The organism is Rhodococcus aetherivorans (assembly GCF_025722975.1).
Lineage (GTDB): Bacteria > Actinomycetota > Actinomycetes > Mycobacteriales > Mycobacteriaceae > Rhodococcus > Rhodococcus aetherivorans.
On sequence record NZ_CP106982.1, the window covers coordinates 437289 to 459169 of the forward strand.

The 21881-nt window shown below is 69.9% G+C and carries 25 protein-coding genes; 12 read left to right on the forward strand and 13 right to left on the reverse strand.

Translation table 11 applies throughout. The features are described 5' to 3' along the window. From OCS65_RS02015 to OCS65_RS02030, 4 genes are read right to left on the reverse strand one after another with little or no spacing between them, the layout of a single operon-like run. Positions 1 to 798, reverse strand: a complete 798-nt coding sequence (locus tag OCS65_RS02015; protein WP_006932240.1) for a GvpL/GvpF family gas vesicle protein — start codon at positions 796 to 798, stop codon at positions 1 to 3. Then, entirely contained in the window at positions 798 to 1208 is a 411-nt protein-coding gene (gvpJ, locus tag OCS65_RS02020) for a gas vesicle protein GvpJ (protein WP_006932242.1), read from the reverse strand. The genes OCS65_RS02015 and gvpJ overlap by 1 nt, the downstream gene beginning before the upstream one ends. Next, positions 1205 to 2473, reverse strand: coding sequence for an SRPBCC family protein (locus tag OCS65_RS02025; RefSeq protein WP_006932243.1), 1269 nt, complete (start codon positions 2471 to 2473; stop codon positions 1205 to 1207). Before OCS65_RS02025 ends, gvpJ begins: the two co-directional genes overlap by 4 nt. A 5-nt stretch (positions 2474 to 2478) precedes the next feature. Continuing rightward, complete coding sequence (locus tag OCS65_RS02030) at positions 2479 to 3210, reverse strand: hypothetical protein (RefSeq protein WP_029546724.1); 732 nt, start codon at positions 3208 to 3210, stop codon at positions 2479 to 2481. Between the two features lie 292 nt (positions 3211 to 3502). On the opposite strand from OCS65_RS02030, the gene OCS65_RS02035 reads away from it, so the two are divergent. Next, complete coding sequence (locus OCS65_RS02035) at positions 3503 to 3724, forward strand: CsbD family protein (RefSeq protein WP_263508602.1); 222 nt, start codon at positions 3503 to 3505, stop codon at positions 3722 to 3724. Between the two features lie 26 nt (positions 3725 to 3750). Here OCS65_RS02035 and OCS65_RS02040 read toward each other — a convergent pair whose 3' ends face one another. Together OCS65_RS02040 and OCS65_RS02045 are read right to left on the reverse strand one after the other, a co-directional pair. Further along, positions 3751 to 4266: a TIGR04338 family metallohydrolase gene (locus tag OCS65_RS02040; protein ID WP_006932256.1), complete on the reverse strand. Its 516-nt coding sequence runs from the start codon at positions 4264 to 4266 to the stop codon at positions 3751 to 3753. Next, positions 4263 to 5072, reverse strand: coding sequence for a DUF2786 domain-containing protein (locus tag OCS65_RS02045; protein WP_065923284.1), 810 nt, complete (start codon positions 5070 to 5072; stop codon positions 4263 to 4265). Before OCS65_RS02045 ends, OCS65_RS02040 begins: the two co-directional genes overlap by 4 nt. Positions 5073 to 5157: 85 nt before the next feature. Between OCS65_RS02045 and OCS65_RS02050 the strand changes: the two genes are divergently transcribed. The 6 genes from OCS65_RS02050 (at position 5158) to OCS65_RS02075 (ending at position 12104) form a co-directional block, all read left to right on the forward strand. Next, positions 5158 to 6231 (forward strand): ABC transporter ATP-binding protein, encoded by a 1074-nt coding sequence (locus tag OCS65_RS02050; RefSeq protein ID WP_029546720.1) that lies wholly within the window; start codon positions 5158 to 5160, stop codon positions 6229 to 6231. Between the two features lie 146 nt (positions 6232 to 6377). Further along, positions 6378 to 7655 (forward strand): ABC transporter substrate-binding protein, encoded by a 1278-nt coding sequence (locus tag OCS65_RS02055; protein WP_006932272.1) that lies wholly within the window; start codon positions 6378 to 6380, stop codon positions 7653 to 7655. A 14-nt stretch (positions 7656 to 7669) separates the two neighbouring features. Then, a complete protein-coding gene (locus OCS65_RS02060; RefSeq protein WP_029546719.1) occupies positions 7670 to 8752 on the forward strand; it encodes a carbohydrate ABC transporter permease in 1083 nt (360 codons plus the stop codon). Then, positions 8749 to 9600, forward strand: coding sequence for a carbohydrate ABC transporter permease (locus OCS65_RS02065; RefSeq protein ID WP_006932281.1), 852 nt, complete (start codon positions 8749 to 8751; stop codon positions 9598 to 9600). Before OCS65_RS02060 ends, OCS65_RS02065 begins: the two co-directional genes overlap by 4 nt. After that, positions 9597 to 9794, forward strand: a complete 198-nt coding sequence (locus OCS65_RS02070) for a hypothetical protein (RefSeq protein WP_006932283.1) — start codon at positions 9597 to 9599, stop codon at positions 9792 to 9794. The genes OCS65_RS02065 and OCS65_RS02070 overlap by 4 nt, the downstream gene beginning before the upstream one ends. A 168-nt stretch (positions 9795 to 9962) precedes the next feature. Beyond that, positions 9963 to 12104, forward strand: a complete 2142-nt coding sequence (locus OCS65_RS02075) for a transglycosylase domain-containing protein (protein ID WP_050036163.1) — start codon at positions 9963 to 9965, stop codon at positions 12102 to 12104. On the opposite strand, the gene OCS65_RS02080 is transcribed toward OCS65_RS02075, so the two are convergent. Beyond that, positions 12007 to 12711, reverse strand: coding sequence for a TetR/AcrR family transcriptional regulator (locus tag OCS65_RS02080; RefSeq protein WP_065923287.1), 705 nt, complete (start codon positions 12709 to 12711; stop codon positions 12007 to 12009). The genes OCS65_RS02075 and OCS65_RS02080 overlap by 98 nt on opposite strands. 116 nt (positions 12712 to 12827) lie before the next feature. Between OCS65_RS02080 and OCS65_RS02085 the strand changes: the two genes are divergently transcribed. Then, the gene (locus OCS65_RS02085; RefSeq protein ID WP_263508605.1) at positions 12828 to 13547 is read left to right on the forward strand and encodes a class I SAM-dependent methyltransferase; all 720 of its coding nucleotides are present in this window, start codon (positions 12828 to 12830) and stop codon (positions 13545 to 13547) included. Here the strand turns inward: OCS65_RS02085 and OCS65_RS02090 are convergent. Then, positions 13525 to 14088 (reverse strand): TetR/AcrR family transcriptional regulator, encoded by a 564-nt coding sequence (locus tag OCS65_RS02090; protein ID WP_006932287.1) that lies wholly within the window; start codon positions 14086 to 14088, stop codon positions 13525 to 13527. The two genes, OCS65_RS02085 and OCS65_RS02090, sit on opposite strands and share 23 nt — an antisense overlap. A gap of 82 nt (positions 14089 to 14170) precedes the next feature. Here OCS65_RS02090 and OCS65_RS02095 point away from each other — a divergent pair, with 82 nt between their 5' ends. From OCS65_RS02095 to OCS65_RS02105, 3 genes are read left to right on the forward strand one after another with little or no spacing between them, the layout of a single operon-like run. After that, positions 14171 to 15421, forward strand: coding sequence for an acyl-CoA dehydrogenase family protein (locus tag OCS65_RS02095; RefSeq protein ID WP_263508608.1), 1251 nt, complete (start codon positions 14171 to 14173; stop codon positions 15419 to 15421). Then, positions 15418 to 16488 (forward strand): phosphotransferase family protein, encoded by a 1071-nt coding sequence (locus OCS65_RS02100; RefSeq protein WP_043800920.1) that lies wholly within the window; start codon positions 15418 to 15420, stop codon positions 16486 to 16488. Before OCS65_RS02095 ends, OCS65_RS02100 begins: the two co-directional genes overlap by 4 nt. Continuing rightward, entirely contained in the window at positions 16485 to 17237 is a 753-nt protein-coding gene (locus tag OCS65_RS02105) for an SDR family oxidoreductase (RefSeq protein ID WP_006932290.1), read from the forward strand. Before OCS65_RS02100 ends, OCS65_RS02105 begins: the two co-directional genes overlap by 4 nt. A 96-nt stretch (positions 17238 to 17333) precedes the next feature. Here the strand turns inward: OCS65_RS02105 and OCS65_RS02110 are convergent, their stop codons facing one another. The 5 genes from OCS65_RS02110 to OCS65_RS02130 all read right to left on the reverse strand — a co-directional run bounded on the left by OCS65_RS02110 (position 17334) and on the right by OCS65_RS02130 (position 21319). Beyond that, on the reverse strand, positions 17334 to 18422 hold the full coding sequence (locus tag OCS65_RS02110) for an inositol-3-phosphate synthase (protein WP_006932291.1): 1089 nt from the start codon (positions 18420 to 18422) through the stop codon (positions 17334 to 17336). Beyond that, positions 18415 to 18972 carry a PadR family transcriptional regulator gene (locus OCS65_RS02115; protein ID WP_006932293.1) on the reverse strand — a complete coding sequence of 186 codons (558 nt, stop codon included), beginning with the start codon at positions 18970 to 18972 and terminating at the stop codon, positions 18415 to 18417. The genes OCS65_RS02110 and OCS65_RS02115 overlap by 8 nt, the downstream gene beginning before the upstream one ends. Before the next feature lie 120 nt (positions 18973 to 19092). After that, positions 19093 to 19644, reverse strand: coding sequence for a hypothetical protein (locus OCS65_RS02120; protein WP_231385976.1), 552 nt, complete (start codon positions 19642 to 19644; stop codon positions 19093 to 19095). Beyond that, on the reverse strand, positions 19641 to 20468 hold the full coding sequence (locus tag OCS65_RS02125; RefSeq protein WP_029546712.1) for a DUF1707 SHOCT-like domain-containing protein: 828 nt from the start codon (positions 20466 to 20468) through the stop codon (positions 19641 to 19643). Before OCS65_RS02125 ends, OCS65_RS02120 begins: the two co-directional genes overlap by 4 nt. 23 nt (positions 20469 to 20491) lie before the next feature. Continuing rightward, positions 20492 to 21319, reverse strand: coding sequence for a DUF1707 SHOCT-like domain-containing protein (locus OCS65_RS02130; protein WP_263508615.1), 828 nt, complete (start codon positions 21317 to 21319; stop codon positions 20492 to 20494). Between the two features lie 97 nt (positions 21320 to 21416). Here OCS65_RS02130 and OCS65_RS02135 point away from each other — a divergent pair, with 97 nt between their 5' ends. Then, on the forward strand, positions 21417 to 21839 hold the full coding sequence (locus OCS65_RS02135) for a DUF5318 domain-containing protein (protein ID WP_065923290.1): 423 nt from the start codon (positions 21417 to 21419) through the stop codon (positions 21837 to 21839). The last annotated feature ends 42 nt before the right edge of the window (positions 21840 to 21881 follow it).

A 21881-nucleotide genomic window follows, 5' to 3' on the forward strand; every position in this document is an offset into this window, starting at 1 on the left:
TCAGCCCTCCGGTTCCCGCTTCATCACGAAGTCGTACGCCGCCATCGGGCCCAGCAGCGTCATCTCGACCCGGCCGTCCCACTCGTGCGCGAGCGAACCCACCGCCTCCTCGAGCTCGCCCTGACGGTCGAGTTCGACGAGGACGGCGACGTGGGCCGCGTCCTCCTCGTGGGTGGGCTGCCGCTCGTTGACCATCGGTTCGAGGGCCTCGAGGGCGTCGATCACCCGGCGGGTGTCCTCGGCGCGTTTGGACTCGATCGCCTGGCTGATGATCTCCCCGAGAGCCATGCGGGCGTCGCGGGTGGCGTCCTCCGACTTGTCGCGGATCTCGTCGCGCAGCCGGGCGGCCTCGGAGTTCTCGTCGAGCACCTCGCGCAGGACCGCGTTCTCGACGTAGCGGCCCTTGATCACGAACTGCGCACGCCCCTCGAGCTCGTCCAGTGCTGCCTTCAGCTCGTCGTGGTTCTCCTCGAGCAGCTCCCGCTCCACCGCCTCCGCATCCGTCATCACCGCCCCGAACCGCAGCGGCAGCACGGGTGCGACGGCCGCGGAACCGTCCAGCAGTTCCGCGTGCGCCTTCAGATCGTCGGGCGTGCCGAGCGGCCGGTCGACCGAGATCTCGCTGACCAGTGCGGCGATGTCGCCGTGGCGCACCACCGCAACGTCGCTCTGGGGCTTCCCCACGCCCTTCGCGTGCTCCTCGGGCTCCACGTCGGCCGGCACGATGCCGTAGACGTACATCGCGGTGCTCTGCCCGCCTTCGCTCTCGGGTGCCTCTGCGGCCTGATCGGTGGACATCAATCCCCCCTTCTCTTCGGTCGGCTGGCCGTCTGCCGCTTGTCTTCCACGTCGCCGAGGAAGTCCATGACCTTCTCGCCCGCGGCCTCGAGCGCGCCCTTGGTCTTGTGCTTCGCCCCGCCCTGGGTGATGTCACCGACGAGGTCGGGCAGGCCCTTCGGTTCGTTCTGCGAGATCTCGAGCCGGTTCACCGCCTCGGCGAACCGCAGATAGGTATCGACACTGGCCACCACGATGCGTGCGTCGATGGTCAGCAGTTCGATGCCCACCAGCGACACCCGCACGAACGCGTCGATGACGAGTCCCTTGTCCAGGATGGTGTCGATGACGTCGGCCAGACCGGAGGAGTTGGGGCGGGCCATCGTGCCGCCGCCACCTCCGCCGCCGCCGCCGGCGGGTTGGATGGTCATGTGCGTGCTCCTCGCCTGGCACCCTTGCGGGTGCTTGTGCCCGCGCGCCGTCGACGTGCGGGTGCCGGTTCCTCCTCCGGCTCCTCGTCGGCTTCGTCCTGCAGGCCCTCGTCTTCCTCGTCCTGATCCTCGGGGAGCTCCTCCTCGTCCTCCTCTTCGGAGAGTTCGTCCTCGGGGAGTTCCTCCTCGTCCTCGGTCTCGTCCTCGGGGAGTTCGTCCTCGGTCTCGTCCTCGGCGAGTTCGTCCTCCGCGCCTTCGTCCCCGACGTCCTGCTCCTGGTCCTCCTGCTCCTGTTCTTCCTCTTCGCGCCGGGCGGTCTCGTCGTCCTTGACGACCTCGCTGTCGCGGATCTCGCCGTGCCAGCCCTGGATGTCCTCGGCGTGCAGGACGGCCTCGGTCATCACATGGCGTTCGAAGTGCTTGAGCTCCAGTCGTGCTCGTCGTCCCACGGCTCGCCACAGGTTGGCCGTCTTCTCGAACAGCCCCTTGGGGTGGTACTCGAGCACCATGATGATGCGGGTCAGGTTGTCGGTGATCTCGTGGAAGGTCACCGCCCCGTCGATGTAGCCCTTGGCGCCCTTCGAGCGCCACACGATCCGATCGAACGGAACCTGTTCGAGGATCGTCGACTCCCAGTTGCGCCGGGACCAGAACACCTTGCCGGTCCACTGCAGCTTCTCGTCCGAGGCCTGCTCGACCTGCTCGACCTTCTTCATGAACTTCGGCCAGTCCGCGAACAGGGTCCACTGGTCGTAGGCGAGCCGGATCGGAACGCCGACGTCGACCTGTTCGACGATATTGGTGAGCTTGATCTTCTTGCCGCCGCCGCCCTTACCCTTGCCGCCTCCGCCGAGGGATTCCTTCACGTCCTCGAACTTGTCCTTGGCGGTCTGCTTGATGTTCTCCATGGCTCCGCTGAACCGCGACTCGCCCTCGCCGGACTTCTGCACACCGGTCACCGCTCCGAGCAGGTTCCCGCCCCCGCCCTCGGCATAGTCGTTGAGGCGCCCGGCAGTCCCGGTCACCTTGTCGGAGACCGCCGACAGGGCACGCTCGGCAAACGTTCCGGCCAGACCCTGCAGTGATTTCTGCAGGTGCTTGGTGGGTGAGAGGTCCTGCACCGCCTTGCCGGCGCTGCCGGCCGCCCCGGTGGCCGTCTTACCGGCCTGTCCCGCGGTGCCGGCGGCGGTCTTGCCGGCCTTGCCCACGGTCTCCGTGGCGGTCTTGCCCAGCCGGCGGGTGGCCTCTCCGAGTGTTCGCGTCATCGGACTCACTTCCTCGTCCGCCGGACCGGAGCGCGTCCGGTGGCGGATGCCGCGGCGCGGGTGCTGCGCCGCCGGGGCTTCGACGGCTCCTCGTCCTCGTCGCCGGCCTCGTCCGGTTCCTGTGGCTTCGACTTGGCCCGGGATGCCTTGGGACGGCTCGCGGATTCCGCGGTACGCCGTCGGGCGGCGGGCCGCCGCCGCGCGGGCTTCGGGGCCTCCTCCTCCTCGGCTTCTTCCTCCTCGGCTTCCTCGGCCTCTTCCGGAGCGCCCTCTTCCTCCTCGTCGGCCTCTTCCTCTTCGGCTTCCTCTTCCGGGTACTCCTCCTCCTCGGCGGACTCCTCGGCCGGCTCCTCCTCGTATTCGCCTTCGGCGTACTCGTCTTCGGGTCCCTCGTCGGCGTACTCCTCTTCCTCCGGCTCCTCCTCGGCAGCCTTGGAACGTCCGGCGGCGCGCTGCTGGAGCCGATCGTTGAGCGAATCGATCCGGTTGCTCGCGGCGGTGACCGCGGCCGCGCGGGCGGCGCTCATCAGTTCGCCACGAACCGAATCGGTGATCTTGACGAGTTCCGGTGAGGACCCGACCATCGAGGCCCCACGCTTGAGGATGTCCTGCGGGTTGCTGGGCAGGCGTCCCGTCAGGCCTGCCCCCGCGAGCATCAACGCCAGCCGCATCTTGTGCGTGCGACCGAGGAAGTACCCGATACTCACCCCGGCGGCAACTCGTGCCCCACCTTTCATGACCATTCTCCTTCGCCTGCAAGTGGCCGCGATGCGGGCAGGTTCTCGGCTGCGCACGATGTCTGGTCCGGTGCGTCGGGCCCGCGGTGCGGTTCGAATGTGGTGTAGCCCACACTACGCATTTCAAACATCGGTTCGCTGACGATCAACAGGAATGCGCGTGCGGCACCACCAGGGTGTGATAAAGGACCGATCGGTATGTCCCGGAGGTGTTTCCCGGCGGCACCCCTGGGGTATGACAACCCTCGACGGGGCGCGGCTCCGTCCCCGCAGAAATGCTAAGGAGGGCACCATGGCTCACCTCGCCAACAAGGTGATGCACAAGGCCGAGGAAGTGGTCGGCAACACCCGGTACAACCTGGGCAAGCGGACCGGAAACAAGAACCTGCAGAGCGTGGGCAGGCGCGGCCAGGTCTCCGGGCGCGTCAAGCAGTTCGGCGACCACCTCACCCACGCGGTAAGGAATGCCCAAGGGCGATTCAAGAACAGGTCACATCGTTCCGATCTCCGCTGAGCCTCCCCGCGCACCGTCGGCGGGCGTCACTCGCAGGCGGCGAAGCCGCAGGCGCGCAGGGCGAACGCCGCCTCGGGCCCGATGATCTCGCCGACCAGGGTCAGGAACCGGTCGACGAACGCGGGTCCGTGCGGCGGCTCCGCCGGATCGTCCGGATCGGACGCATCCAGATGGTGCGCCAGCTCGTGCAGCACCACCAGCTCGCGGAACGCCCACGCGGTGTTCGCGCGGTGCTCCGGGAGCGCGATTGTGGCGCAATCGCTTTCGTAGTGAGCGGCGGCATGGCCGGCGCGTGCCCGAACGCGCACCCGCACCGACGCCCGCGACCAGCGCGCCCGCACCCAGTTCAGCGCCAGCACCGAGTCCACGTACGCCTGGACGGAATCAATGGAGGCGAAGCGCCGCTCCACCGGCAGGGTCACCTGCGACCCGGCCAGCTCCACCACCCGGAGTCCGCGCTCGTCGGCGCGGTCGAACATCTTGCGTACCAAGGACTCCGCCTCGTAGACGGCGGTCCTCTGGGTGTCGCGCAGCCGGGTCACCGCGGCAACCGCCGGGCCGGAGTCGGCAGTTCCGGAGTCGTTCCCAGGCGCGCCTGCCGTCCCGCCCGGTCCCCCGCGCGACGGGCGTCGGACGAGTGCCCCACCCCCACCCCCGGCCCGCGCCAGCTGCCGCGCGCCTCGGACGTGCTGCGGTAGAAGTCTCGCAGCTCGATCTGCTTGTCCCGCAGTGCCAGGGCCGTGCCCGGTGCGGCGGCCGCCGCCTCCTGCTCCGCGTCCTGCTTCGCCTCCGCGAGCCGCCGGCCGATCCGCGCCGCGAACGCCGACTGGAAGTTCAGCCGCGCGGTGACGGCCGCGACGGGCCGGCGCACCCGGGCCCGCACCCGCCGTCCCCCGCGGGTCTCGACCACCGTGCGCACCGTCGTCTCCTCCTTGTAGGTGCCCGAGCGCAGGTACGCGTCGGAGGCGCGGACCATCTGCACCAGCAGCGAGGAGTACAGCGCCTCGCACACGTCGATGTCGGAGGCGAAGCCGTAGGCGTAGATCACCGTCGACGTCGTGGTGATGTCGCACTGGACGTCGTTGGCGGCGGCGATCGCCAGGAACAGCTGCGCGTACGTCCGCAACCCCTTCCGGCCGGCCTCGCCGATGGTGATCAGGCGCTGCACGGGGGTGGCCCGGCGCTCCCGGCCCGCCGTGTGGGCACGCGCCACCGCCAGATCCACCGACGCCGCCGTGGCCAGCCGCTGCGCGGCGGCGAGGAACGCGTCGGCCTCGTGGGGGTTGTCGGTGGATTCCGCCTGACGGAGCAGGCCACCGATGCGGGTCAGCATCTTCTCCGAACTCACCCAGGCAGGCTACGCCGTGGTGCCCTTTCGGACCCGTGGTGATCCGAAAGGACACCACGGCGACGGGGTCGCCTATTCTCCTGCCATGGCCCCAGTGACCTTCGACCACGCGACCTGTCTGTTCCCCGGGTCGACCACGCCTGCCGTCGACGCGTTGAACCTGGAGATCGAGGACGGCGAGTTCCTCGTCCTGGTCGGCCCGTCCGGCTGCGGCAAGTCCACCTCCCTGCGGATGCTCGCGGGACTCGAACAGGTGCACAGCGGACGCATCCTCATCGGCGGCCGCGACGTCACGGCGCAGGAGCCCAAGGACCGGGACATCGCGATGGTGTTCCAGAACTACGCCCTCTACCCGCACATGTCCGTCGCCGAGAACATGGGCTTCGCCCTCAAGCTCGCCAAGACGCCGAAGGCGGAGATCCGCGCACGGGTCGAGGAGGTCGCGAAGATGCTCGACCTCGAGCAGTACCTCGACCGCAAGCCCAAGGCGCTGTCCGGTGGGCAGCGGCAGCGTGTCGCCATGGGCCGCGCCATCGTCCGCCAGCCGCAGGTGTTCCTGATGGACGAGCCGCTGTCCAACCTCGACGCGAAGCTGCGCGTGCAGACCCGCACCCAGATCGCGCAGCTGCAGCGCCGCCTCGGCACCACCACCGTCTACGTCACGCACGATCAGGTGGAGGCCATGACGATGGGCGACCGCGTCGCCGTGCTCGACAAGGGGATTCTGCAGCAGTGCGCGTCGCCGCGCGTGCTCTACAACAAGCCCGCCAACGTGTTCGTCGCCGGATTCATGGGCTCGCCGGCGATGAACCTGTTCAGGCTGCCGGTCTTCGACCGCGGGGTGATGCTCGGCGACACCGCCGTGCAGGTGCCGCGCGACGTCGTCGGCCGGGTCACCGAGTCGGAGGTGGTGGTCGGCATCCGTCCCGAGCATTTCGAGATCGCGCCCGACGGCCTGGGGATGGACGTCGACGTCGTCGAGGAACTCGGCTCCGACGCCTACATCTACGGCCGCGCCCAGATCGCCGGCCGCCCGCAGCAGGTCGTCGCGCGCGGGGACTGGCGCAATCCGCCCCACAAGGGCGAGCGGGTGCACCTGCGGTTCGACCCGGACCAGGTGCACGTCTTCACCACATCCGACGGCCGTCGCCTGGGCTGAGCCGAGCGGCAGGGCACGACACGGAACCGATCAAGGTCGCGCGGAATCCCTGCACTCCGGTGCCCTCCATGCCAGAGTAAGGGCCGATGTCGGTGGCCGGGTGCCGCCGACGAGGCTTTTCTCACGATCTCAACGGGGAGTCATTCATGATTCTGAACTCGAAGGCGATGCGCCGCGCGGCGGTCGCGGCGTCCGCCGCGTCGCTGCTGGTGCTCACGGCCTGTTCCTCCGACGGCGGCTCGGACTCGGGCAGCGAAGGGGGCACCGCCGCCGGCGGTGAGGGCCGCGGCCCCATCACGATCGTCGAGGGTCAGGATCCGCTGAACACGGCGCTCGAGAGCATCATCGCCGACTGGAACGCGGAGCACCCGGACGAGCAGGTCACCTTCAAGCCGCTGGGCAAGGAAGCGGACCAGCAGCGCGACGACATCACCCAGCGCATGCAGGCCCAGAGCGACGAGTACGACCTCATCGCCGTGGACGTCACCAACACCGCCGAGTTCGCGGCCAACGGCTGGCTGCGGCCGCTCGAGGGTGACTACGCGATCGAGACCGGCGGCCTGCTGCCCGCCACGGTCGACTCCGCCACCTACAACGGCACCCTGTACGCGGCGCCGAAGAACACCAACGGCGCGTTCCTGTACTACCGCACCGACCTGGTCGACAAGGCCCCCGCCACGTGGGCGGAGCTGAAGGAGCAGTGCCCGAAGGCGCAGGAGGCGGGCATCGACTGCTACGTCGGCCAGTTCAAGAACTACGAGGGCCTGACGGTCAACGTCTCCGAGATCGTCAACGCCTACGGTGGCAGCTTCGTCGCCGAGGACGGCACCACGCCGGCCATCGACGACAAGACCGCCGAGGGGCTGCAGTTCGTCGTCGACTCGTTCAAGGACGGGACGATCCCCGAGGCCGCGCAGACGTACACCGAGGGCGAGTCGCAGAACGCCTTCGGCGAGGGCCGCGCCCTGTTCATGCGCACCTGGCCGGGCTTCTTCACCGACGGTGAGTCCTCGTCGGTCGCCGGCCGCTACGGCATCGCGGTGCTGCCGGGCGTGGACGGCCCCGGCGCCTCCACCCTGGGCGGCTACAACGTCGGCATCAGCGCGTTCTCCGATGCGCCGGCGACCGCCCGCGACTTCCTCGAGTTCATGCAGACGCGCAAGTCGCAGACCTACTACGCCGAGGCCGGTGGCGCGCCGGTCCTCGAGGAGGTCTACGACGACCCGCAGATCCTCGAGCAGTACCCGTACTTCGCGACGCTGAAGGAATCCCTGGCCAACGCGCAGCCGCGTCCGGTCACCCCGTACTACTCGCAGGTCTCCAAGGCCATCCGCGACAACGCCTACGCGGCGATCCGCGGTGAGAAGACGGTGGATCAGGCGCTCGCGGACACCAAGGCCGGCATCGAGACCGCCGGCAACTGATGCAGGAGTAGTACATGGCGAAGCCGCAGGTCGAGCCCGCGGACCAGTCGCCCACCACCACGGTCGGGACCGCAGTGATCGGTCCCGACCGTGGCCGTGGAGGCGGCCGGCACCGGGCTCCCGAGCCCCCCGAGCCGCCGGCCGCGGCAGTGAAGGCGCGCCGGCGGATACCGGTGTGGGCGTTCGTCGCGCCGACACTGGTCGTGCTGGCCGTCGTCATTCTGTATCCGCTCGGCCGGGCGGTGTGGATGTCGTTCCACGGCGACGCGAAGAAGCTCGATCCCGAGACGGGCCGGTTCGTCACCGGCGGCTTCGTCGGCGTCGAGAACTACGTCCGCTGGATCACGCAGAGCTGCGGCACCGCGACGGGCTCGATCCCGTGCCCGCCGGGCACCCTCGGCTCGCAGTTCTGGGGTTCGGTGGGCAACACCTTCTTCTTCACCGTGGTGACGGTGGCGCTGGAGACGGTCATCGGGTTCGCGATGGCGCTGGTGATGGCGAAGTCGTTCCGCGGTCGCGGCCTGCTGCGCGCGTCGGTGCTGGTGCCGTGGGCGATCCCCACCGCGGTCACCGCGAAGCTGTGGTTCTTCATCTTCGCCAACGACGGCATCGCCAACCAGATCCTCGGCACCGAGATCTTGTGGACGGCCGACCCGTGGCCCGCGCGGTTCGCGATCATCGTCGCCGACGTGTGGAAGACCGCGCCGTTCATGGCGCTGCTCATCCTGGCCGGGCTGCAGATGATCCCGTCGGACGTGTACGAGGCCGCCAAGGTCGACGGCGCGTCCGCCTGGCAGCGGTTCACCCAGATCACGCTGCCGCTGGTGAAGCCGGCGCTCATGGTCGCGATCCTGTTCCGCACGATGGACGCGCTGCGCATGTACGACCTGCCCGCCATCATGATGGGCTCCAACCCGGCCACCTCCACCATCTCGGTGCTGGTGGTCGACCAGATGCGCCAGGGCGCGAACTCCGCGTCGGCCCTGTCGACGATCACGTTCCTCATCATCTTCGCGGTGGCGTTCGTCCTGGTCCGGTTCCTCGGCGCCAACGCGGTGCGCACGCAGGAAGAACAGCGGAAGGGGACCCCGGCATGAGCCGACCGGGCACCGGCAAGGCCCTGCGCGGCAGCATCGGCACCTACGCCGGCGTCGCACTCATCGTCGTGTGGGGCCTGGCCCCGTGCTACTGGATGATCGTCACCGCGCTGCGCGACCCGGCGGACACGTTCAGCACCACGCCGTGGCCGACGAACCCGACGCTGCAGAACTTCGCGGACGCCCTGGACCCGTCCGCGAAGGTCAACTTCTCCCGGGCGCTGCTCAACAGCGTGATCATCGCCGGGGCCACCACCGCGATCGCGCTGCTGGTCGGTGTCTTCACCGCCTACGCGCTGTCCCGGTTCGACTTCCGCGGCAAGTACTTCGTCACCGGCATCATCCTCGGCGCGTCGATGTTCCCCGTCGTCGCGCTGGTGACGCCGCTGTTCCAGCTGTTCACCGACATCGGCTGGATCGGCAGCTACAAGGCCCTGATCATCCCGAACATCTCGTTCGTGCTGCCGCTGACGATCTACACGCTGACCTCGTTCTTCTCCGAGCTGCCCTGGGAGCTCGAGGAGGCCGCCCGCATGGACGGCGCCAGCCGGGGCCAGGCGTTCCGGATGATCATGCTGCCGCTCGCGGCGCCGGCGCTGTTCACCACCGCGATCCTCGCGTTCATTGCGACCGTCAACGAGTTCCTGCTCATGTCGCAGCTGTCGAGCGAGAAGACCGCCCCGGTGACCGTGGCGATGGCCCGGTTCACCGGGACCGACCCGTATGTGACGCCGTATGCGTCGATCATGGCGGGCGGCACCCTGGTGATGGTGCCGCTGGTGGTGATGGTGCTGATCTTCCAGCGTCGCATCATCGCGGGCCTGACCGCCGGCGGCGTCAAGTCGTGAGCCGCCGGCCGTCGCGCCGGCAGCGGCTCGAGCTGCTGCTCGGGTTCCTGACCATGGTCACGCTGCTGGCGCTGGTCGGTGCGGTCGCCGAGCTGCTGTCCGCCTCGCCCGGGGTGGTCCCGTCGCTGGTGCTGCTCGGGTGCGTGGCGGCGTGGGGGCTGACGTTCCGGGCCTGGCGGCGCGCGGGCTCCTAGGGTGCCGTATCGCCGCAGCTCGGAGGCGGTTTCTCCGCGGGGGCGCGCGGGCCGGGCGGTGTCCGCGCGGCCTGCGGTACCCGTCACATCGGGACGGAACTCCGTACCATGCGATCGAGAGGGTGCGATCATTCGTCGGACCCGGATCTTTCCGAGAAAGTGGTACGTGTGAGTTCTACGACCCCGTCGAACCCCCAGCACAGGAAACCCACCGCCGCTGCGAAAGCGCGGCGGTGGCGCATCGTCGGCAACATCGCGCTCGCCGTGGTGGCCGTTCTGGTGCTCGTGCCGGCGCTCGCGTTCGCGGTGGCGTACATGTCGACGGACGTGCCCCGCCCGTCGGACATGAGGACCAATCAGGTCGCGACGGTCTACGCCGCGGACGGTACCACCGAGCTGAGCCGGATCGTGCCACCCGAGGGCAACCGTGTCGAGGTCGACCTCGCGGAGATCCCGGAGCACGTGCGCAACGCCGTGCTCTCGGCCGAGGACCGCAACTTCTACAGCAACCCGGGCTTCTCGGTCAGCGGCTTCGCCCGCGCGGCCCGCGACAACGTGCTCGGCAAGGAAACCGCCGGCGGTGGGTCCACCATCACCCAGCAGTACGTCAAGAACGTGCTCGTCGGCGCCGACCGGACCGTCACCCGCAAGATGCGGGAGCTGGTGATCTCGACGAAGATGGCCAGGCAGTGGTCCAAGGACGAGATCCTGCAGGCGTACCTGAACACCATCTACTTCGGCCGCGGCGCCTACGGCATCGCCGCCGCCGCGCAGGCGTACTTCGGCAAGCCGGTCGGGGAGCTGTCGGTGGCCGAGGGCGCTGTGCTCGCCGGGGTGATCCAGACCCCGTCGGCGCTCGACCCCGAGTTCAACCGGCCGGCGATCGAGGCGCGCTGGAAGTACGTCCTCGACGGCATGGTCGAGATGGGCGAGCTCGACACCGCCGAACGCGAGGCCCAGGAGTTTCCTCCGACGGTGCCGGCCGCGCAGGCGACGCAGGCCAACGAGGCCGGCGGGCCGGAGGGGCTGCTGCGCACCCAGGTGATCCGCGAGCTCGAGGCGGCGGGCATCAGCGGCCAGGTGCTCAGCACCGAGGGCCTGCAGATCACGACGACGATCGATCCGCGGGCGCAGCAGGCGGCGATCGACTCGGCTCGCGAGACCCTCGAGGGCGAACCGGCGAACCTGCGCACGGCCGTCGTGTCGATCGATCCGCGCACCGGCGCGGTCCGGGCGTACTACGGCGGCGAGGAGGGCGCCGGGTTCGACTTCGCGCAGGCACCCGTGCAGACCGGCTCGGCGTTCAAGGTGTTCGGCCTCGTCGCGGCGCTGAAGGACGGCATCGGCCTGAACGCCCGGTTCAGCAGCGCTCCGCTGACCGTCGGCAATCTCGAGATCGGCAACGTCGAGGGCGAGTCGTGCGGCGTGTGCACCATCGCCGAGGCGCTGAAGCGGTCGCTGAACACCAGCTTCTACCGGCTGATGCTGGCCATGGAGGACGGGCCGCAGAAGATCGCCGACGCCGCCCACGAGGCCGGCATCCCGCTCGAGATTCCCGGCATCGAGGGCCCCACGCTCAGCCACAACGGCGGCGCGCCGGAGGGCGGCATCGTGCTGGGCCAGTACCAGTCGCGGGTGATCGACATGGCGTCGGCGTACGCCACGCTCGCCGCGTCGGGGACCTACCACCAGCCGTACTTCGTGCAGCGGGTCGTCAACGCGGAGGGCGAGGTGCTGCTGGACCGGCCCGCGTCCCCGGGCGAGCAGCGCCTCGACCCGGCCGTCGCGGACAACGTCACGCAGGCGATGCAGCCGATCGCCGCGTACTCGCGCGGACACGCGCTCGCGGGCGGGCGGCCGTCGGCGGCGAAGACCGGGACCACCCAGCTCGGTGACACCGGCCTGAACAAGGACGCCTGGATGGTCGGGTACACCCCGTCGCTGTCGACCGCGGTGTGGGTCGGCACGCCGGACGGCACCGCGATCACGAACAGCTGGGGCGGGTCGATCTACGGTTCGATGCTGCCGTCGGACATCTGGAAGGGCACGATGGACGGTGCCCTCGAGGGCACCGAGGTCGAGAGCTTCCCGTGGCCCGAGCCGATCGGCGGGCAGGCGGGCGTGCCCGTCGACACCGGGGTGACGGCCCCGTCGAACAACGTCCCGGCGCCCGTGCAGCTGCCCCAGCTGCAGCTGCCGGAGCTGCCGCCGATCACGATCCCGGCGCCGCCGGTGGAGCTGCCGCCGGAGATCCAGGTGCCGCAGCAGATCGAGGTCCTGCCGGGCGTGACGATCCAGATTCCCGGATAGGTGATGGCGCCGCCGTGGGGGTGAGCGGTACCGCCGCCGGACCCCCGGGTCGGACCGGCCCGGGGTCCGAGAGACGCCACGGCCGCGCCGCGGCCTCGAACGTGGCGAACGCCTGCGCGGCCGTCAGCTCGCCCGCGGCGACAGGACCGAACAGGCCGACGATCCCCCACGCGAGGAACCGCACCGCCGGATCGCACTCCGCCTCCCCCGCCTCGCACTGTTCGCGCAGGTGGCCGGCGAGGACCTCGTGGACCATGTGGGTGGTGGCGCGCACGAGCACGGCGTCGCTGCGCCGGCCGGCCAGCGCCTCGTACAACCGCGGGTGCTGCTCGCACAGGTCGAACACGGTGCGCACCGGTCCCCACGGCGTCCGCCGTCCCCGAGCGCGTTCCTCGACGGCCCGCTGCACGTATTCGGTGCAGCTGACCACCAGCAGGTCGTCCTTGTCGCGGAAGTGGTGGTAGAACGTGGAGCGGCCGACGTCGGCGCGATCGAGGATGTCGCGGACGGAGACGCGGTCGTAGCCCTTCTCGGTGAGCAACTCGATCAGCGCTCGGTGCAGTTCGTTGCGGGTCCGTCGGACACGGCGGTCCTCGGTGGGCGGCATGGGTTCTCCTGTGGTCGTCGGCGTTACCGCACATTGTGCGCCCGAGTGTCCGGAACCGGACACTTTCCGGGGTTTCGCTCCTGGCGTCGCGCGGCGACGGTCGTAACCATGGAGCCATGAGACACAACGACTTCCAGCGACAGTCCACCGTCCACGACGACGGACCGGGGGTGCTGATCACCCGGGTCCGTGGTTATGCCGCCTTCAACACGCTCTTCTTCGCCGGTCGGCGATCGCGGGTCGACGCCGCGGCGGCGGACCTGCTCGGCCTCCAGCGCGGGCAGGCCGTTCTCGACATCGGTTGCGGACCGGGGGCATTCGCCCGCGTTGTGGCCGAGCGGGTCGGTCCCACGGGGCACGTGGTGGGGGTGGACCCGTCGCGGCAGATGATCGACCACGCGACCGCACGGGCGCGAAGGCTGCCCCACTGCGAGTTCCGCGTCGGTACGGCGCAGGAGCTCGACGACCCCGACGAGTCGTTCGACGCGGTGACCGCGACGTTCTCGATGCACCACATCCCCGAAGGCCGGCGCGACGACGCGCTGGCCCAGTTCTTCCGGGTGCTCCGTCCGGGCGGCCGGTTGCTGCTCGCCGACATGTACCCCACCGACCGGATCCGCCCGATCACGGTGCGGGTCCTGACCCGTGCGATGCGCCACCGTCACGACGAGGCCGGCGCCTCGGACGTCGCCCGGGCGGTCGACCCGATCGCCGCCGTCGACGTCCGCAACTACGCGGGCGCACTGCGGAGGGCCGGATTCGACGAGCCGGCCTTCCACGAGATCCGGCCGTCGACCGGCTGCCTGGTGGCGGTCAGACCCGGTCCTCGCGGATGAGCCGGACGGCATGGTCGACGACGTCGTCGACCGACACGGACGGCTCGGCGGTCCGGTCGATCGAGAGCGACTCGACCATCGCCCACCAGCCCCGCAACCGCATGATCGTCCATGCGTCGCCCTCGGTGCCGAGCGCGGTCAGGGTCCGTTCGACCATGGTGCCCCGCATGGCCTCGCGGATCTCCCGGATCTGTGGGTCGGCGCCGAATCCGCCGTGGAACAGCGCCTGATAGTTCTGCCCGTGCCGGTCGATGAACGAGACGAAGGCATACACGACGGCGCGCAACGGATCGGTGTCGTCGGGATCAGGGACCGCGGCCCGCAGCAGGCGCCGCGCGGCCGCGGCCACGACGGCGACGTAGAAGTCCTGTTTGGTGGGGAAGTAGCGGAACAGCAGACCCCGGGAGATCCCGGCGATCTCGGCGACCCGGTCGACGGACAACGCATGGATGGGCCGGGCGGCCAGTTCCTGCAGGCCGATGGCGACGAGCTGGCGTTTGCGTTCCTCCGGAGGCAGGCGCCGCCGCTTCTCGGTGCTCACGGATGGTCCCTCCCTCTTGATGGTGTGCTGCGCGCCCGGCTAGTCTAACTAAGCATTGCTCAGTTAGAGCCACGGAGGCCTCATGGATTTCGGTCAATCGGAACGCTCGCGCGAGTATCTCGAGCGGCTGCGCAGCTTCGTCGCCACCGAGGTGGTGCCCGTGGAGGAGCGGCTGCGCCGGGAGCGGGTCGCCCCCTCCGCGGCGCGCGGCGACAGCTCGGGTGCCGCGACGTGGTCGGTGCCCGACGAGTTCCGCGAACTGCAGCGCAAGGCCCGCGCCCAGGGCCTGTGGAACCTCTTCCTCCCCGATTCCGAACTCGGTGCGGGCCTGTCGAACGTCGAATACGCCCCCCTGGCGGAGGAGATGGGCCGCTCCCCGTTCCGGTCGTCGATCTTCAACTGCGACGCCCCGGACACCGGCAACATGGAGGTGCTCTACCACTACGGCAGCCCCGAACAGAAGGAACGCTGGCTGCGTCCCCTCCTCGACGGCGAGATCCGCTCGGCGTTCTGCATGACCGAGCCCGGTGTCGCCTCGTCGGACGCGACGAACATGGCGGCCACCGCCGTCGTCGAGGGCGACGAGGTGGTGCTCAACGGAAGCAAGTGGTGGAGCACGGGCATCGGCAGCCCCGACTGCAAGATCCTCATCTTCATGGGCCTCACCGACCCGCAGGCACCCAAGCACCAGCAGCACTCGATGGTGCTGGTGCCGATCGACACCCCCGGGGTGAAGGTCGAGCGGATGCTGTCCGCCATGGGCTTCTACGACGAGCCCGGCGGCCACGGCGAGGTGTCGTTCACCGACGTGCGCCTGCCGCTCGACGCGATCATCGCCGGCCCCGGCCGCGGATTCGAGATCGCCCAGGGCCGCCTCGGTCCCGGCCGCGTCCACCACTGCATGCGCCTGATCGGGCTCGCCGAGCACGCCCTCGAACTCGCCTGCCGCCGGGGCCTCGACCGCGTCGCGTTCGGCAAGCCCCTGGTCAACCTCGGCGGCAACCGCGAGCGCATCGCCGACGCCCGCATCGCGATCAATCAGCTGCGGCTGCTCGTGCTGCACACCGCCTGGCTGCTCGACACCCAGGGCCTGTCCGGCGCGCGTTCCGCCGTCTCCGAGATCAAGGTCGCCACCCCGCGCGTGGTGCAGCAGGTGATCGACTTCGCCATCCAGATCCATGGCGGCGCAGGTCTTTCGGACGACTTCCCGCTCGCCGGTGCCTGGACGGCCGCGCGGGCGCTGCGCCTGGCCGACGGCCCCGACGAGGTGCACCAGGGCCTGGTGGCCCGCTTCGAACTCGGCAAGTACAACAACCCGGAGGGGCGCAAGTGACGATTCCCGACAACGCCCGCGCCGTCCGCGACGAGGACGCCTTCGACGTCGCGGCCGTCGCGGCCTGGCTCGGCGAGCACGCCGGCATCGCCGGGACCCCCGAGGTCCACCAGTTCTCCGGTGGCGCTTCGAATCTCACCTATCTGTTGCGCTACCCCGACCGGGACCTCGTGCTGCGCCGGCCGCCGGTGGGAGCCAAGCCGTCCTCCGGTCACGACATGGTCCGCGAGTACCGCATCCAGTCGCTGCTCGCGCCCGCCTACCGGTACGTGCCGCGCATGGTCGGCCTGTGCACCGACCACAGCGTGCTCGGCAGCGACTTCTACGTGATGGAGCGGGTACCGGGGACGATCCTGCGGGCGAACCCGCCGGCCGAGCTCGACCTGACACCCGAGCGCACCCGCACGCTGTGCCTGCGGATCGTCGACCTGCTCGTCGAACTGCACGGCGTCGACCCCGCGTCCACGGGTCTGAGCGAATTCAGTCGCGGCTCGGGGTATGTCGCGCGCCAGGTCGCGGGATGGACCGCGCGCTACGAGAAGGCGCGCACCGAGAACGTCCCGGACTTCGCGCGGGTCACCAAGTGGCTGGACGAGACCCAGCCCGCCGACGTGGCATCGGCGGTCATCCACGGGGACTTCCGGCTCGACAACGTGGTGCTCGACGAGCACGACCCGCTGCAGCCCGTCGCGGTGCTGGACTGGGAGCTGGCCACCGTCGGCGATCCGCTCATGGATCTCGGCTCGTCCCTCGCCTACTGGGTGCAGGCGGACGACGATCCGATGCTGGTCGCCACCAAGCGGCAGCCGTCGGACCTGCCGGGCATGCTCACCCGCCGCGAGATCGTCGACTACTACTCGCAGAAGACCGGCCTCGCCGTGGACAACTGGGGCTTCTACGAGGTCTTCGGGCTCTTCCGGCTCGCGGTGATCGCCCAGCAGATCTACTACCGCTACCACCACGGGCAGACCACCAACCCGGCGTTCAAGGACTTCTGGGTGATCGTCGGCTACCTGGACTCGCGGTGCAACACGCTGATCGACGAGATCGAGGGGGGACGCGCATGAGCACGCGGAGGAACATCCTGATCACCGGCGCGAGCTCCGGCCTCGGCGCCGGCATGGCCCGCGAATTCGCCGCGCGGGGACGCAACCTCGCCCTCGCGGCGCGACGGATCGAGCGACTCGAGGAGTTGCGCGACGAACTGCTCGCGAAGCACCCGGGCATCACCGTCGCGGTGCGGCGGCTCGACGTGGACCGGCACGAGGACGTGTTCACGGTGTTCCGGGAGTTCGACGACGAACTCGGCGGCCTCGACCGGGTGATCGTCAACGCGGGCCTGGGCAAGGGACAGCCGCTGGGCACGGGCTACTTCCGCGCCAATGCGCAGACGGCGAACACCAATTTCCTGGGCGCGCTGGCGCAGAGCGAGGCCGCCCTCGAGCTCATGCGCCCCCGCAACGCCGGTCACGTGGTGCTGATCTCGTCGGTGAGTGCGGTGCGCGGGATGCCGCGCAATCTCACGACGTACGCGGCGTCGAAGGCCGCCGTCGCGGCGCTCGGCGAGGGCATGCGTGCGGACCTGGCCCGCACGGGCATCCGGGTGAGCACGATCTTCCCGGGGTTCATCCGCTCGGAGATCAACGAGAAGGTCGAGAACGTGCCGTTCATCGTCGACACCGAGACCGGGTGCCGCGCGCTGGCGGCCGCGATCGAGAAGGAACCGCACAAGGCGTACGTCCCGAGCTGGCCGTGGACGCCGCTCGCCTATGCGATGAAGGTGCTGCCGCTGTCCGTCGTCAGCCGGATGGTGTGAGTTCCCGCCCCCGACGCGAAGTGGCCGAATGTCACATTCCTTCAGTTGGATCGAAGGAATGTGACATTCGGCCACAGAGGCGGTGGAAGCCGCGGATCAGGCGTCGGCGCCGATGATGAAGGCCTCGAGCTCGGCGCGAGCCTTGTCGTCGGCCATCTGGACCGGCGGGGACTTCATCAGGTAGGCGGAGGCCGGCAGCACGGGGCCGCCGATGCCGCGGTCCTTGGCGATCTTCGCGGCGCGGATGGCGTCGATGATGATGCCGGCCGAGTTGGGCGAGTCCCACACCTCGAGCTTGTACTCGAGGTTCAGCGGCACGTCACCGAAGGCGCGGCCCTCGAGGCGGACGTACGCCCACTTGCGGTCGTCGAGCCAGCCGACGTGGTCGGACGGGCCGATGTGGACGTCGTTGGCGCCCATCTCCTTCTTGAGGTTGGAGGTGACGGCCTGGGTCTTGGAAATCTTCTTCGACTCGAGGCGCTCACGCTCGAGCATGTTCTTGAAGTCCATGTTGCCGCCGACGTTGAGCTGCATGGTGCGGTCGAGCTGCACACCGCGGTCCTCGAACAGCTTCGCCATCACGCGGTGGGTGATGGTGGCGCCGACCTGCGACTTGATGTCGTCGCCGACGATCGGGACGCCGGCCTCGGTGAACTTGGCGGCCCACTCCGGGTCGGAGGCGATGAACACGGGCAGCGCGTTGACGAAGGCGACGCCGGCGTCGATGCAGCACTGGGCGTAGAACTTGTCGGCCTCTTCGGAACCGACGGGCAGGTAGGACACGAGCACGTCGACCTTCGCGTCCTTCAGCGCCTGCACGACGTCCACGGGCTCGGCCTCGGAGAGCTCGATGGTCTCGGCGTAGTACTTCCCGATGCCGTCGAGGGTGTGGCCGCGCTGGACGGTGACGCCGCTCGGCGGCACGTCGGCGATCTTGATGGTGTTGTTCTCGCTGGCGAAGATCGCCTCGGAGAGGTCGAAGCCGACCTTCTTCGCGTCCACGTCGAACGCGGCGACGAACTGGACGTCGCGCACGTGGTACCGGCCGAACTCGACATGCATCAGGCCCGGAACGGTGGTGCCCGCCTCCGCGTCCTTGTAGTACTCGACGCCCTGGACCAGGGACGAGGCACAGTTCCCCACGCCTACAATGGCCACGCGCACCGAGGTGCTGTTCTCACCCATGGTCGGGTTCTCCTTCTGTGTTGCGTTGTGCTGTCGACTGCTCGGCGGCGATCAATTCGTTGAGCCAGCGGACCTCGCGCTCGCTCGACTCGAGCCCGAGCTGATGAAGCTGACGGGTGTAGCGGTCCAAGGTGCCGCTCGCCCGCCCGATTGCGTCGCGGAGCCCTTCTCTGCGCTCCTCGACCTGGCGGCGCCTGCCCTCGAGGATCCGCATCCGCGCCTCGGCGGGGGTGCGGCTGAAGAAGGCGAGGTGCACGCCGAAACCGTCGTCGGTGTAGTTCTGCGGCCCGGTGTCGGCCACCAGCTCGGAGAAGCGCTTACGGCCCTCCGGGGTGAGCTGGTACACGCGACGGGCTCGTCGCATGACGGTGCCGGGTGCTCCCGAGTCCTCCTCGATGAGTCCGTCGGCCTGCATACGTCGCAGCGTCGGGTAGAGGGAACCGTAGGAAAAGGCGCGGAACGCGCCGAGCAGTCCGGTCAGTCGTTTGCGGAGCTCGTAGCCGTGCATGGGCGACTCGAGGAGCAGCCCGAGGATTGCCAGCTCGAGCAAAGGGCCTCCTCCGCCGTGTCGATGAACTTATCCGAGTGATGCGATTGTCGATTATATCGCACCGATATATAGGACGATACTGGAGCGGAGTGCATGTAACAACGGGTATCGGTAAATCGGTCAGGGTTCGTACGGGAACACCGCGATCGGCGTGCCGTCGAACGCGAAGACGAGATGCCCGCCCTGATCGGTGCCGGGACGCTGCGCGTGGACCACGACCGTGGCCCGGCCCTCGTCGTCGACGTCGACGCCGACCTGCTCCACCCGGCCGTCGGGCACCCGCAGCGTCGCGGGAGCGCCGAGGATCATCTCCGACACCGCGACGAGGTCCAGGCCCGCCAGATCGAAGGCCACCGCATCCGACGGCCGGGTACTCGGACTGCTCCACGAGTCGAACTCGCCGTCGAAGGTGTACGAGAGATACCGGTGCGGATCGCCGGCCACCGCCCGGTCGAACGACGCATGCTCCGGGAACAGGGTCAGGTCGTCGACCAGCGTGTCGCCGAACTCGGCCCGATAGTCCTCGACGAACCGAGCCAGCCCCTGCGGCGACGTCAGGTCCGGCAGCGGCTCCGGCCCGTCCGCCGCGTTCCCGACGACTCCCGCCAGCGCGCCCGTCACGGCCCCCACCGCGACGGTCGTCGCCGCGATCACCACACGCCGGGCCCTCACCGGGTCCCCCGGTTCTCGAACCGATGCAGCTCGATCAGTTCGCCCTGCGGCGTCACCTCGAGGAATCCGGTCTCGCCCGCCGTGTTGCGCACGAAGATGCGCACCGACGGCTGGTCGTACGAGAAGCCGACGGAGATGTGGCCGACCGTGCCGTCCGGCACGCCGACGCTCTGCGGCGCCCCCGCGACGTAGCGGGCGATCTCGTCGACGTCCAGCGTCGCCAGGTCGACCACCGGGGTGTCCACGGCACGGGTCCGGGGCGCATGGTCCGGGTCGAAACCGCCGCGGTAGGTGTACGACACCATGCGGTCCGGGACGTCGGGGACGGAGCGGGTGATGCTCGCGTGCTGCTCGAAGAAGTCCACCTTGTCGACGAGCGTGTTCCCGAACGCCGCCAGGTGGTCGGCCCGGTACTGCTCGAGGCCCGCCCGGGTCACCAGGCTCGGCGTCGGCACCACGACCGGCCGCAGCGCCGCCGGGTCGAGGTACAGCGCCTGCTGCGCCCCGGCGGGTGGCGGGTCGGCGCGCACCCAGCGGAACGTCGCCACCCCCGCCACCACCGCCGCCGTCACCACGGCCCCGGCGAACACCCAGGGACCCCAGGCGCGGACCCGTGCCGCCGCGGCGGCGCCCGGGCTCGCCTGCAGGTCGGCGACCAGTTCGTCGAGCTCGCCGAGCGTGTCCGCCGCACCGGCGCGCGCATCCCGGACCTCGTGCTCGGCGCCCGAGAGCTGACCGTCTGCATACGCCGCGTCGAGCCGCGCCCGGACCGCAGCCCGATCGGCGTCGCGTGCCCTGGTGGAAGGCGAATGGCGGCCGATCATGCGGGAGATCGTAACGACGCAGCTCAGAACACGCCCAGCACGCCGCCGTCGAACAGAATCTTCACGTACCGCGTGCCGTCGCCGGACTCGACGTAGATGGTCACCGCCGGGGTGCCGTCGTGGGCGAACGACACGTGCGAGACCGTGCCGCCGGGCAGGCCGACCAGCGCGGGCGCCTCCGCGATCCGGGCGGTCACGGCCCCCGCGTCGACCGCGCCGAGGTCGAAGTCCTGGTAGCCGGGGAAGCGCTGCACCGTCACCGGTTGGGCCCGCAGTGCCCCACCCGCGTAGGTGTACGTCGCGATCCGGCCCGGCTCGTCCGGCAGCGCCCGTTCGATGTGGGCCCGCTCCGGACGGAGGACCAGCCGGTACACGACCGTGTTGCCGAAGCGGTCCCGCACCGCCGCAAGAACCGCCTCGAACCCGCCGGGCTCGAGCGGCCGGACCGGGGTCACCACGATCGGATCGACACCGTCGTCGGGGACCGCCACCGGCGCGGCGGGCTGCTCCCGCACCGCCGCGGGTCCCGGCGCCGGGCCGTCCCCATCCGACAGCATCACCGCCGCGCCGGCCGCCGCAGCCGCCACCGCGACCGTCACGGCGGCGGCCCGGCGCAGACCGGGCCGGCGGCCCGGCGGCGGCGCTGCGAGGTCCCCGGAATCCTCCGGTGGCTGCAGGTCGCGGACCAGGTCCGCGAGCTCGCCCAGCGTCTTTGCGGACATCGCCCGGGCCGTCCGATCCCGGTGCTCCCCGAAATCGAGCTGGCCGTCGGTGTAGGCGGTGTCGAGACGGCCACAGACCAGTGCCCGGTCGATGTCGCGTGCCCGCGTTCGCGGCGTGTGTCGGCTCACCACCCGGGCAGCCTAGAACGCCCGATATGGGCGCGTCGCGCAGTCGCGCGCCCCACACCCCGCCCACCCACGTGCCGTCCGCACGTACTCTGGACCCGTGCGGATACAGCGGCAGGTGGTGGACTACGCGCTGCAGCGCAGGTCGCTGCTCGCCCAGGTCTACTCGGGGCGGACCGGCGTCGCAGAGGTGTGCGACGCCAGCCCCTACCTGCTCCGCGCCGCCAAGTTCCACGGTCGGGGCAGTGACGTGGTCTGCCCGATCTGCCGCAAGGAGCAGCTGACACTCGTGTCGTGGGTGTTCGGCGACAAGCTCGGCCCGGTGTCCGGGTCGGCCCGCACCGCGGAGGAACTGGTCCGCCTGGCCGCCAGCCAGGAGGAGTTCTCCGTCCACGTGGTCGAGGTGTGCCGCACGTGCAGCTGGAACCACCTTGTCCAGTCCTATGTCCTGGGGGCGGAACCCGCGCCCAAGCGGCCCCGCCGCAGGTCGACCGGCCAGAGCCGCCGCACCGCGAGCGAGTGAGCCGTGCGCGACCCCTGCTGAACCGCCCCGTCCCCGGTGACC